The 12,612-nt window shown below is 59.0% G+C and carries 11 protein-coding genes; 6 read left to right on the top strand and 5 right to left on the bottom strand.

Features of this window, described 5'->3' with window-relative positions:
- The first annotated feature begins 79 nt into the window (after window positions 1–79).
- Genes BGO89_12125 through BGO89_12115 form a run of 3 tightly spaced genes read left to right on the top strand, consistent with a single transcriptional unit; the run spans window position 80 to window position 2,532 of the window.
- Entirely contained in the window at window positions 80–709 is a 630-nt protein-coding gene (locus BGO89_12125; GenBank protein OJX57235.1) for a hypothetical protein, read from the top strand.
- A 16-nt stretch (window positions 710–725) separates the two neighbouring features.
- Window positions 726–1,958 (top strand): hypothetical protein, encoded by a 1,233-nt coding sequence (locus BGO89_12120; protein ID OJX57234.1) that lies wholly within the window; start codon window positions 726–728, stop codon window positions 1,956–1,958.
- Window positions 1,924–2,532, top strand: coding sequence for a hypothetical protein (locus BGO89_12115; protein ID OJX57233.1), 609 nt, complete (start codon window positions 1,924–1,926; stop codon window positions 2,530–2,532). Before BGO89_12120 ends, BGO89_12115 begins: the two co-directional genes overlap by 35 nt.
- Window positions 2,533–2,969: 437 nt before the next feature.
- On the opposite strand, the gene BGO89_12110 is transcribed toward BGO89_12115, so the two are convergent.
- The 3 genes from BGO89_12110 to BGO89_12100 are packed head-to-tail and all read right to left on the bottom strand — an operon-like array spanning window position 2,970 to window position 7,080.
- Window positions 2,970–3,470 (bottom strand): hypothetical protein, encoded by a 501-nt coding sequence (locus BGO89_12110; protein ID OJX57232.1) that lies wholly within the window; start codon window positions 3,468–3,470, stop codon window positions 2,970–2,972.
- Window positions 3,471–3,516: 46 nt separating this feature from the next.
- Window positions 3,517–4,545, bottom strand: coding sequence for a hypothetical protein (locus tag BGO89_12105; GenBank protein ID OJX57231.1), 1,029 nt, complete (start codon window positions 4,543–4,545; stop codon window positions 3,517–3,519).
- Window positions 4,546–4,566: 21 nt separating this feature from the next.
- Window positions 4,567–7,080, bottom strand: coding sequence for a hypothetical protein (locus tag BGO89_12100; protein ID OJX57230.1), 2,514 nt, complete (start codon window positions 7,078–7,080; stop codon window positions 4,567–4,569).
- Window positions 7,081–7,339: 259 nt separating this feature from the next.
- Here BGO89_12100 and BGO89_12095 point away from each other — a divergent pair, with 259 nt between their 5' ends.
- Window positions 7,340–9,010 carry a hypothetical protein gene (locus tag BGO89_12095; GenBank protein ID OJX57229.1) on the top strand — a complete coding sequence of 557 codons (1,671 nt, stop codon included), beginning with the start codon at window positions 7,340–7,342 and terminating at the stop codon, window positions 9,008–9,010.
- A gap of 46 nt (window positions 9,011–9,056) precedes the next feature.
- On the opposite strand, the gene BGO89_12090 is transcribed toward BGO89_12095, so the two are convergent.
- Complete coding sequence (locus BGO89_12090) at window positions 9,057–9,575, bottom strand: hypothetical protein (GenBank protein ID OJX57228.1); 519 nt, start codon at window positions 9,573–9,575, stop codon at window positions 9,057–9,059.
- Window positions 9,572–10,240, bottom strand: a complete 669-nt coding sequence (locus BGO89_12085; protein OJX57227.1) for a hypothetical protein — start codon at window positions 10,238–10,240, stop codon at window positions 9,572–9,574. Before BGO89_12085 ends, BGO89_12090 begins: the two co-directional genes overlap by 4 nt.
- Before the next feature lie 36 nt (window positions 10,241–10,276).
- Here BGO89_12085 and BGO89_12080 point away from each other — a divergent pair, with 36 nt between their 5' ends.
- Together BGO89_12080 and BGO89_12075 are read left to right on the top strand one after the other, a co-directional pair.
- Window positions 10,277–11,143, top strand: coding sequence for a 4-(cytidine 5'-diphospho)-2-C-methyl-D-erythritol kinase (locus BGO89_12080; GenBank protein ID OJX57226.1), 867 nt, complete (start codon window positions 10,277–10,279; stop codon window positions 11,141–11,143).
- Window positions 11,140–12,612, top strand: a complete 1,473-nt coding sequence (locus tag BGO89_12075; protein OJX57225.1) for a hypothetical protein — start codon at window positions 11,140–11,142, stop codon at window positions 12,610–12,612. Before BGO89_12080 ends, BGO89_12075 begins: the two co-directional genes overlap by 4 nt.

Below are 12,612 nucleotides of genomic sequence, written 5' to 3'. Positions count from 1 at the left end.
GACGATAATGTGATGACATGCCCTAAATTACGGCCGGGAATGACGTCGGCCTTGTAACAACTCTTTTGGCCTTGTGTCGATGCACAAGAAATCCACAGGAAAGCGGGAACCGGGAATGGCGACGGGTACGATGCAATCGCGCCGGACGGACGCTGACGACGTCTCCGATCTGGAACTGTACGCCAAGCTGGCGCACGATGATGCACCGGCCCAGGCTGCATTGTCCATACTCTATCGCCGTTATTCCCAACGCATCTACACCTACTGCCGGAAGATTCTCGGAGACAACCAGACGGCCGAGGACCTTTTGCAGGAAACGTTCGTCAAACTCTTCGACAGCGGCAGGCAAGGACGCGTCATCGAGAACTTTCCAGCCTACCTGATGACCATCGCACGGAACCTGTGCCTTTCATATCGCTCGCGCCATAAGAAGGCATTCGTCCCCGTCGAGGATTTTCACCTGACAGCCAGTGACGTCCCGTACGAACACAAGGAACTTCTTCAACTCATCCATGCTTCGCTCGAATTGTTGCCCGACGATTACCGTGAAGCCTTCGTCCTGCGTGAATACAACGGACTCAGCTACAACGAGATCGCCGAAGTCATCGGTGAGTCCCTCGACGTCGTCAAGGTGAGGATATTCCGCGCCAAGAAGAAGCTGCGCGACATCCTCGCCCCATACCTCAACGATCTGAACAACAACGCGTAGCAAACGCACAAGACTTATGACGCATTTGACCCCAGACGAAGCGCTGTATGCATTCATGGACGGAGAGCTCGAACTTTCCGACGAACAGCGCCTGTTCGATTCTCTGGCCCAGACGCCGGAGCTGAGAACGGAAATGAAGGACATTCTGTCCATCCGCAATGCCGTCCATCGCGATGTCCTCTTCCCGTCACCGGCAGCCGAAACCGGAATTCTCGCAGCCGCAGGATTCACCAGCGCAGCAGGTACGGCGGCAACGTCCGCTACCGTAGCGGCCACCGGAATGTCCGGCTGGCTGGCATCGTTCGCTCCGATTCTCTATACGCTGGCAGGATCGGTCGTCGGCGGTGTCGTCGTCTACATGCTGATGCTCGGCAATCCCCAACAGACGTCGAACTGGGCTTCCGCGGAACGCAACGGCACGACGGGTAACGTGACGGCCGGCGCTCCCGTTTCCACCGAACCCACGGCGGATACTCCCGTCCGCATCGACACCGTCTTCGTCCGGTCGAACGCATCGGCACGCGCCATGGCGTCCAGGCAGTCCGGAACGTCGACGTCGGAATCCGTCAGCAACGACACGCAGCCGCCGACGTCGGAAGCGGAATCCACCCTGAACACGACCATCGAACCGACACCGCTCCACGACATGGCGTCGTTACCCCCGCTGACGTCCACGCAACAGACCACGCTGGGTGCCGATGCCGCCGTACCGGCAGCATACCTCACGGCGGCCGCGACGCAGCAACTCCCCGTGTCGCTTCGTCTCCGTTCGCTCGCATCGGGTATTCCTTCCAGCGAGACTCCGCCGACCGACCTTCAGAACGCACTGCTGCCGAATGCGGCCTTCGCTCTTACCATGCCTCTCGGCACGGAACATCGCATCGGTATCGAAATGGGCTCCGAATCCTTCCGCCAGAACTTCAACGGCATGCTCGCCGACAGGCCGGTGGAATACTACCAGGTTCCGGTTCTCTTCTGGATGGGTGCCAACTATCAGTATTCTCCGACCGAGTTCAGCATCCTCGAAGGCCTGCGTCCCTTCGCCGAAATCACGGCCGGCATGGCCTTCGCGCAAGGCCCGCTGGCACGCGGCTCCATCGGCCTGCAGTATCAGCCGTCCGGTCCGATCCGCTTCAGCGTCGGCATCGATGGCGCGGCACTGATGTATCAATTCCAGAACCGCTGGTTCAATTCCACGAAATGGGGCATTACCTATGGCATCAGCATCGATATGGGTGGCTTCCGTTAGGAAGCCGCTGCCGGTCCTCCTGGGCGTCGTGCTGGGTCTCGTGATGCTGGCCTGTTCGTCCCCGCTCGACCTGAGTACGGACAGGAAGATGAACTATGCGGACAAGACGACGAATCCGACGAGGATCTCGCTGCTCTACTACTACGGCGACAGCGCCATCGAATTCATCTATACCGACCCGGAAATCCTGAAGGGCGTGCTCATCGATACCGGTGCCGCGCCGTTCCGCGTCACCATTCCCCATCTCCAGACGCCGAATACGCGATTCACGCCGACGAAGGACTTCACTCCACTCGTCACGGAATTCTCGTTCGGGGTCGAACGCCAGCCGTGCGACAACGTGATCTCCACGCTTGTGAATTCGGATACGTGGTTCAACGTCAAACACCTGACGAAGGACTACACGATCAAGGAGTATCTGTGGTTCGCGGATACGAGTGGACGTCAGTTCCGTCTCGGCCTGGCCAGCGTCGAGGAAAAACGCCTGGTCAAGGGACGCATCCAGATTTCCATCGCCGATCCCGATCGCCCGCGCTTCGTGAACTACAATGCCCTGGTCACACTGGAATACTGACATCGGACGATGGTGAGTCGCGAACGTCGGATCAGGGATAGGGATATCCGACGTTGCAGACAGAGGAACAATCCACCGAGGAACGGTTCTCGGATCGGCGCTGGCCAGGCGGCTATGGAATCGCCCGGCGCAGCAGGACGTGGTCGGATAACACGACGACCAGTACGAGATCGTACCCGGCTGGGCGGGCGTATCCTCTCTCCAGCACTTCCCCTTCACGACATGACCCCTATCCGTGCATCCGGCATGCGGAAGCTGCGGCGGGAATGCCATCGGAATATCACCACATACAGCGCGACCTCCGTGCAGGCATCGAACGGATCGTTCACGACGGCCCTATCGGATTGGCCATGGATCCGGTCAACGTATACACGATGATATGATATCGTCGATGATCTCCACCCCAGGGGCAAGGTCATCCTGCCCACGCCAGACCGTCAATCCTTGAGGAATTGAACGTTCTCACCCTCGAACTCGTGAATGAGCGTACGATAGGAGTCCGGAATGCGTTCCGGCTTGTGGGTTGCGGGATTGAGATAGACGAGGACGCCCTTCGCCGTGGCGAGAATCGCGCCATCTTCGCGCCGGATGACGTGCTCGAAGCCGAACGACGAGTTCTTCACGAACGACACGCGGGTGAATACCGTATAGGCATCGTCGAACTGTGCGGCCAGCTTGTATTCGATCTCCGTCTTGACGACGACGAAGCGGTGCTTCGTCACGAAGGCACGGCGGTCGATCGGTATACCCATATCGCGGAAATATTCGATACGGGCGGCCTCGAGCCAATAGAGATAGACGGCGTTATGGACGATGCTTTGCCGGTCGACATCATAGGAACGGACGCGACTGTGCAGTCTGTGATTGAACGTACCGTATCCCTCGATGGTAACGGGACCATGATCGATCGTCGCTTCGTCGTGCTCGTTGGTAGGCATGTCTATGTTGATAACGTATGCGGAGTGAAACGCATGCAAAGATACATCAACGCGATCCAGCAACCACATCGGCAATGACGGCAGCCGCCGTTTCCGCGGCCGCCTCTCCCACCTGATGATGGAAGACGGCCCGCATCGTACCGGACTTGATCGGTGCGATGCGAAGACCCCGTTCAGCACACCCGACCATGATTTCGGCATCGGACATGGCAGGAATACGGAAGGCGACGATATTCGTCTGCACCCGTCCCGTGTCGATATCCACTCCCTCGATCGATGCCAGACGTTCCGCGAACGCCCGGGCGCGTTCATGATCCAGAGGAATCCTGGGAAGGATGCTGTCCAGCGCGTACAGCCCGGCAGCGGCCAGAATACCGGCCTGGCGCATACCTCCCCCGAGCATCTTCCTCCAGCGTCTGGCCCGTTCGACACGCTCGCGCGTGCTGACGATGAGCGACCCCACCGGAGCACCGAGGCCCTTGGACAGGCAGACACTGATACTGTCATATGGTTCGGCCACGACGGCCGCAGGCTCCCCGACCGCTACGCAGGCATTCCAGATCCTCGCACCATCGCAATGGAAGGGAACGCCGATCTCGTCGGCGACGGATCGGAGCTGGCGCACGTAGCCCATCGACAGTACCGTGCCGCCATGACGGTTGTGGCTGTTCTCCACGGCAATGCATGCCGTCCGCGGATAATAGTAGGCCACAGGACGTACGGCCTCCATCACGTCCGCGAGTGGCATCTCACCTGCTTCGCTCCGGATGCCACGGATCTGGGCACGAGCGACGACACTGGTGGCCGCATTCTCGTAGTGGAAGATGTGTGCATCGGCATCGGCGATGATTTCCTCACCCGTACCGGCATGAAGGGCGAGACATATCTGATTGCCCATCGTACCGCTCGGAACGAACAGGGCCGCCTCCTTGCCGAACAATGCGGCGATGCGGTCCTGAAGTTCGTTCAGGGTCGGATCCTCACTGTAGACGTCGTCACCGACATGTGCGCGGGCCATGGCCTCCCGCATTCCTTCATCTGGAACGGTAAGGGTATCCGAACGGAGATCGAGCATGAGAGTGCGAACGTAGGTGGATCATTCCGTCAGCATCAGCGGAATCGTCCGCACTGCGCCCGACGGCATCTGGATCCGCAAGATATGAAGGCCCGGTGAAGGCGCCAGTTCCGGAAGGTCGAGACGCAGGGTCTGCCGCCCACCATCGACATGCACGGACTCCATGGTTCCCACGATGCGTCCCACGCCGTCAAAGAGGGTCAACGTCACGTCTCCCTGCGCCGATGCGTCGACCGGAATGGAGATCGTTCCATGAACGGAAGCAGGCAACGGGCTGGGTGTGCCGACGACGAGCGATGCCCGGTCGTCCTGCTCCACGCTCACGGTCGTGTCTCCCGACTCACTGCTCACCCTGACCGCCGCGACCTTGGCCTCGTAGCAGTCGAACCGTGCGATGATGTCGTCGATCCTGACGCCGGGTGTCGGAAGCGTGGCGCACATCTGGACCTGGATGCTCTCCCCCGGTTTCAGCACGAAGCTCGCGGGATCGAACGTGAAGATGCCGGGATGACGCCACACCTTTAGCTCCTTCACTGCGGCGGCGGTCGGACCCAGATTGGAGAATTCGACCGTCTTGCACGACGTCGCATCGTCCTGGGAAATCCGGAAGTCGAGAGACGTGGGATTGACGCCGAACTTGACCGCATTGTAGGTATAGGTTTTCTCGACGTACCTGCCCGACCGTGTCCGCATGCGGACGGTGGCCGTCGCATCCTGTGTCCTGTCGATCACCCTTACCCGATAGTGGACCGAGGCATCACTGACATTGAACGTTTCATCGACGTTCAGTTCGTAGTTCGTCAACGCGATCGCCTCGACGTTCACGATTCCACCACATGCGGTGGTTCCGGACGGAACCATCCGTCCCCAGGTATCGACATCGCCACAGACGGTCTCTTCTTCGTCGACGGCCAGGGAATCGTCACAGGCGACGGAAATGTCGACGGAGACGGGTGTACCATAGGCACGTCCCTGTTGCAGACCGTCGATCGAACCGTAGGTCCAGGCCATCCACTTCACGGCCGGGGTGCTCGACTCGATGATATGATCGCCGGAACCGGTCGTGACTCTGATGAAGGCATAGGGCGATCCGGCTATCGAAGAGATGGCGGGATATGCGGCCGTCAACGTCCGGCCGTCGATCTTGATCTTGGCTGCATCCTCCACACGAAAGACGACGTTCAGGAAATTGTCCACTCCCTCCGGTGCCGAGAATACACCATAACTCACCCAGCGATCGACCGATGGAACGCATTGCATCATCGGCTGTCCCGCTTCCACCGTCGGATGCCCCTGAGCCTTGTCGACCTTTCCTTCCTGCGTCGTGCCCACGAGTGGCGGCTGGATCCTGGCATAGGACTTTCCGTATTGTACCATGAGAACAGGTTTACTCGCCTTCCAAACCGTAGGACGATCCGTCGACGTCTCCGTATAGCTTTCGCCTCGGCGGAGATTCCTGCGATTCAGGTACGAACTGCCGTTCGCCGCCAGGGATTGAAGGAGCGTATTGTCCTCAAGGGCAATGACGCGTACGACATCTCCCCGGTCGTCGTCGATGCCATATTCCACACCGTTCATCCCGGTGACACGCTGAGCCTTGTACATACACGGAATCGTCACGAAATCGGTACCAGCCATCGTGGTCGGGAACATGGCATCGTGAACGTTGTTGCGGACGAAGTGCGCGTCGGCGGCGAACATGCCGGTTGGCGGCAGGATGTCGGGATAACGCATGATGGCCACCTTCGTATGCCCCGACACGACACCGATGGGCTTGTTCGAGCGGATGAGTGTGCCGGAAATGTCCGACGACCATTCCTTGTTCGTCACGGGATCGATCTTCGCCTTGATGAGGAAGGTCTCGCCGCGATCGAGCTGGATGTTCCGGGGCGTGCCTTTGGGAACGGATTCGGCATCCTTACCACCTTCCGTCGTGACGGTCGGTATATAGGTGACGATCGTATTGTCGACGGCTGCGACGATCAGTATCTGGCCAGGACGGTACTTGTAGCCGGCACTGGCAGTGCCGTACCGATCCTGGTAGAAGTTCATCGAGTAGTACTCCGTCCCCCACCCTTCGACCGGCAGATGTCGGGCGATCTCACCGTTGCCGTTCCACGCCTGATAGGTCGAGACGGAAACGGGATGGTCCGCGGTGATCATGATGCCGTGCGCCTTGCGGACTTCGGATTCCTCGTTCATGTATCCCTTGGGAATCGGCACCTTCTTCACGACGTTGGGTTCGAGTACGAATACCTGGTCGATGATCGCATTGTCGTTGCGACTCGATCCGGGCGTCGTGATACGGACCCTGGCCGCGCTTCTCGACGAGATCAACAGGGTCATCGGTACGGGTAACGGATTCTCCGCCGGCGCGGCCCAGACCTGCGGAAAGGCGACGACGTAATGCAGACCTTCCGCCACGGATTCCGTACCGCGCTTCTCCGTCGTCCCGGCCTGCATGAGACAGGATCCGATGACGAGCGACAGAATGGCGGCAACGACGATTCGATACGAGGATACGATGGAATACATACGCTGAACACAGGATAGTGATATGGATGAACATGGCGATCCGCCTGCCACACACCTCCGATCCGTTCGGGGGACCTACGGACTGCCTCACCATGCACTGGAGATGGGCACCACCTACATAACAACCGACATCGGACAACGTTACAATTCCATCGATGTACGTACGATGACATACCCGTGCTGACGGGATGGCGATCATGACGAAACGGATTTCACTCCGTGTAACGCCGGACAGAATTCCAGACCGTATTTTGCGGCCATGCAACTCGATCCACGTCTCAATCCCGCCCGCTCGTCGTTCGGTCGTTCGGGCGAATCCTATTCGTATCCGTTCGGCTCATGGTCGGCCGTCATGCAACATCACGATACGGTCTACGGTGAGAAACCCTGGATGATCCATATCGACGAACACGGCAACCGCTTCGGCTGGTCGTATGCCGTCTTCATCGACGTAGCACGTCGTCTTGCGACGCTCCTCCAACGGAAAGGCATCGAACGCGGATCACGAGTCGCCATCGCCGGACACAACCACCCCGATACCATCCTCTCCTACTTCGCATGCTGGATGCTCGGCGCCTGCGCCGTGCCCCTGAACATGACGGAAGACGACGGACGCCTTACCTATATCCTCGACAACAGCGGTGCCGCCATCGTGTTGTGCAGAACGGAATACATGAAGCGTATCGAGGACCTTCCGCAAACTGCGGCACGACGACCCATCCTCATCGACGTGGATACCGATGCGACGGATCCCGTCTTCTACGAAACACTACGGACGCTCGCACCCTCCCCCTGGCAACATGCAGGTGAGGACATGCGTTTCGACGAATGCCTGATCGTGTACACAAGCGGTACGACGGGCAATCCCAAGGGTGTCGTCCTGATGCAGCAGAATCTCTTCGCTGACGGCTACGACATCGCGGCATGGCACGGGGTCGACGAAGACACGAGAATGATGTGCGTGCTTCCTGTTCATCATGTGAACGGCACCATCGTCACGCACGTCGCTCCGTTCCTGGCGGGCGCGAGCATCGTTCTCAACAGGAAGTTCTCGGCGACGCGCTTCTTCGACGTCATCAGACGAGAGAACGTCCATATCGTCAGCGTCGTCCCGACCCTTCTCGCCTTTCTCCTCGAAGCCGATGCGGATGCATCGGATGTGATCGGGAACGGCTTCCGGCATATCATCTGTGGTGCGGGACCATTGACGTGCGAACTGGCGAATGCCTTCGAATCGCGCTACGGCATTCCCATCGTCCATGGCTACGGACTATCGGAAACGACCTGCTACAACTGCTTCCTGCCCGCCGACCTGAGCGAAACCGAACATCGGCACTGGATGCAGGACTACGGCTTCCCTTCCATCGGCATTCCCCTTCCGTGCAACGAAATGGCCATCCACGACGATCACGGCAACGCAGTCGGCGAGGGCGAACGCGGGGAGATCGTGGCACGCGGACCCAACACGATGAAGGAATACTATGCCAACGAGAAGGCCAATGCCGAGGCCTTCACCCATGGATGGTTCAGGTCGGGCGACGAAGGGTTCTACGTGAACGACGCGCAGGGACGCCCGTACTTCTTCATCACCGGACGTCTGAAGGAACTGATCATCCGTGGCGGTATCAACCTCGCGCCGCTGGAAATCGACGAAGTGCTCGCACGTGCGCCTGGCGTCAAGGCCGGCATCTGCGTGGGATTCGTCAACGACATGTATGGTGAAGAAGTCGGTGCTCTCGTCGTTCCCGACGATGCATCGAGCAAGGCCGAAGATATCCTGGCCTTCTGCCGTGAACACCTCCCCTTCTCCAAGGCCCCGAAGGTCGTCCTCTTCACGGACACGTTGCCCGTGACGTCGACCGGCAAGTATCAGCGGAACAAGGTCAAGCACCTGTTCGCCGACTATCAGGGTGTCCAGTTCAGACAGTAGTGGTCACCCGATATACGGCCGGGAACGTCCGCGTCGACATTCCGTGTCAGCGCAGATCGTACGCCTTCACCCCGGGACGCGGCATATAGAAGCGGGACGGGGCCAGTTTCACGCTCTGCGGCTGCATCTTGTTGGCCGAGAAGACAGCACGGACGACCCAACCACCAGGCACGACGTACAGCGTGGACGCCGGTTCGGTGATCTCGGGATGTGTATAGGCCAGCTCGTCCAGTTCCACCGGTGAAAGACCGGCGGTATCGCCCGGCTTGAAGAAGTGAAACAGCATCGTACGCTTGCGTCCGGGATTCAGCTTCGGCGACATGATGATGCTCTGTGCGATGCGTTCCGCCGAGCGCAGGATCTTCGTCGTATCGTAGGCTTCGACCTTCACGAAGTAGATGGCCGCAGCTTCCGAGTCACCGACATCGAGCAACGAATCGGCCACGGCGTAGAACCCCTCGACGTCGTTCACGGAACTGCGGTGCCAGACGAACAGGGCCGCCAATCCGAGGGACAGACCGAGAAGAATGGTGATGAACCATTTGGTACCGGCATTCATGCTCATGAGAGCGCTCCGATGAAGGCTGGCAGTCCCTGGGCTTCGACGGCGATGCCGAGAACCAGCATGGTGATGGCAATACTGAAGGGAATGGAAATGTTGTCGTCGAGTTTCAGTCTGATCGATCCCGCCTCGGCCACACCGCCCAGCACGGCACCGATGGCACCGGAGGCCACATACGTCCAGGGCAGGGAATAGATGGCCGCATAGACACCCACGACGACGATGGCGGTCAGGATGAAGGTCATGGTCCCGACGACACTCTTGTCCAGGAATGGTCTCGTTCCGAACCTCCTGCCGACGAGGGCAGCGAACGTATCGGAAATGATGAGGATGGAGAAGGCAGTAACGGCGATAACCTTCGGGAAGAGCAGGACCATCAGCGTGGCGGCGATCAACACCCACGAGGCACCGTTCAGCAGGAGCCTGTCGGTACGCAGTTCATGGTCGCGCAGCAGCGATCCGAACAGCCTGAGCATCAGGGCCCGGGTGGGCTCGTGATAGTGCATCAGCATGTCGATGAGGATCGCCACCACCATCATCGGCACCAGGATCCACAAGGCCGCCGGGCGGGATATCTGCAGATAGATGATCGGAATGAGCAGCGACGTTATGTGGATGCCCTTGCGGGCAAGTTCGTTGCCGTACGTGATCTGTGCTGAGTCGGACATAAATTCGCGGGTTCTCTCTCCTACACGGCCAAATGCATGAACGGATTACGGCTACGCGCCTGCGCGAAAATCAACCTCGGACTCGAAGTGCTCCGCAAACGCGACGATGGCTACCACGACATCAATTCGCTCTTCATTGCCATCGATCTCCACGATGAGATATCCATCCATCCTGCCGATGGAATCGAAGTCGTCTGTGAACCAGCCGTAACCGACCGTCCGGATGACAACCTGGCAGCTCGCGCCGCCCATACCCTGGGATCCTTGCCGTCCGCACACGGACAGGGGGCAAAGATAACGGTTGCGAAACAGATACCGACCGGCGGTGGACTCGGCGGAGGAAGCAGTGATGCAGCGACGACCCTCGTCGGTCTGAACAGGTTCTGGAACTTCCCTGCCGACGATGCCGCACTACTGGCGATGGCCTCGTCTCTGGGCAGCGACGTCCCCTTCTTCCTGCAGCCGTCCGTGGCCCTGGTTCAGGGGCGTGGCGACGTCATCACGACGATCGACATCGACCTTCCCTTCGTCGTCGTCCTCGTCGTGCCGGGTATCCATGTTTCCACACCGTGGGCGTATTCCACATTGGGGATAACAGGTGAACAACCGGCGACGGATCTGATCCGGTCACTGAGACAATCCATTGACGATCATCAGGATATGTCGCATCATTTCAGGAATGATTTCGAGCCGGTGGTATTCGCGCAACATCATGTATTATCAAGTATCAAGCAGCGATTCTATGAAAAGGGTGCTGCCTATGCGTCGATGAGCGGCAGCGGGTCGACGATGTACGGGTTATACACAGATGTGGATAAGGCTCGTACAGCAGCATCGGCGTTTGGGAACATGGCCGTGTATATTTGTTCTCCTGTCAACGACTCGTTTGTGACCAGCCAATGAAGATCATCGTAGCAGCGGCGGAAGTGGCACCGTTCGCCAAGGTCGGCGGCCTGGCGGACATGGCGGCGGCCCTGCCGAAGGCGTGGCATGCGGACGGACACGATGTGATTGTCGTCCTTCCCAAGTACGGAACGATCGATCCCGAACGATACGGGATGGTGAAGACCGACATGCTCGTCGCCGTGCCATTCGGGACGTGGGTGGAGTATGCGACGGTATGGACGTGCTCCCTGCCGGGCTCCACGGTACCGGTCTATTTCGTCGATTCGTCGGACTACTACAACCGCCCGGGCATCTACGGCTACCACGAAGGCTTCCTGGATAACGACCGGCGCTTCATGTTCCTCAGCCGTGCCGTCTTCGAACTCGCACGTGCGCTGGATTTCCGGCCGGACATCGTCCACGCCCACGACTACCACACCGCACCGACGATGCCGATGCTCAAGGTGCACTACTGGAACGACCCGTTTTTCGAGGGCACGGCAGGCATCTTCACCATTCACAACATGGCCTATCAGGGCATGTACGATCCGGTACGGGCCATGAGCTTCGGGGGCTTCTCCCCCGAAGACTTCCATCAGGGAAGCTGGTATGAACAGGACGGTATCTTCAATGCCATGAAAGCCGGCATCATGTTCGCGGACAAGGTCACGACCGTCAGCCCGACCTATGCCCAGGAAATCAGATGGACGCCCGAAGGCATGGGACTCCAGTCCGCGCTCCAGGTCCGTGGCGCCGACCTCGTCGGCGTACTCAATGGCATCGATACGTCGGAATGGCATCCGGACGTCGACGACTACATCCCGGTTCGATACAACCGGCAACACATTGAAAAAAAAGAGATTAACAAGCGCGCGCTGTTACTCGAGGCCGGCCTTTCACCTGAAGACGTCCATGACGATCTTCCTCTGATGGGGATGGTCACGCGCCTCACCGATCAGAAGGGTATCGGCCTTCTATACCAATGCCTTGAGCCATTCATATCCGATCACCGGATGCGCTTCGTCATTCTCGGAACGGGCGAGCAGCGCTACGAGGAGTTCTTCCGCGACATGGCCTCTCGATACCCAAGGCATGTCATTGTGGGAGAAGGATATAACACACCTCTCTCTCACAAGATCCAGGCCGCGTCGGACTACTACCTGATGCCCTCCCGCTTCGAACCGTGCGGGCTGACGCAGATGTTCGCCCAGACCTATGGGGCGGTTCCCATCGTCCGTTCCACGGGAGGTCTTACCGACACGGTAGAGCCCTACGATCCTATCATGTTCACGGGAACGGGCATACGGTTCCAGCGCTATCATGCCGATGACTGTGCGGCTGCTATCGACCAAGCCCTGAGACTGTACAAACAGGAGCCGCACTGGACGCGTATCCGCATGAACGGTATGGCGACGGACTTCTCCATCATGGCGAGCGCACGCAAGTACATCGACGTCTTCGGCTGGGCCCTCGAACGACGCAGTTGA

This window comes from Candidatus Kapaibacterium thiocyanatum (genome assembly GCA_001899175.1).
GTDB classification, from domain to species: domain Bacteria; phylum Bacteroidota; class Ignavibacteria; order Kapaibacteriales; family Kapaibacteriaceae; genus Kapaibacterium; species Kapaibacterium thiocyanatum.
The sequence above is the reverse complement of the archived record's forward strand: the minus strand, read 5'-3'. Positions and strand labels throughout refer to the sequence as shown.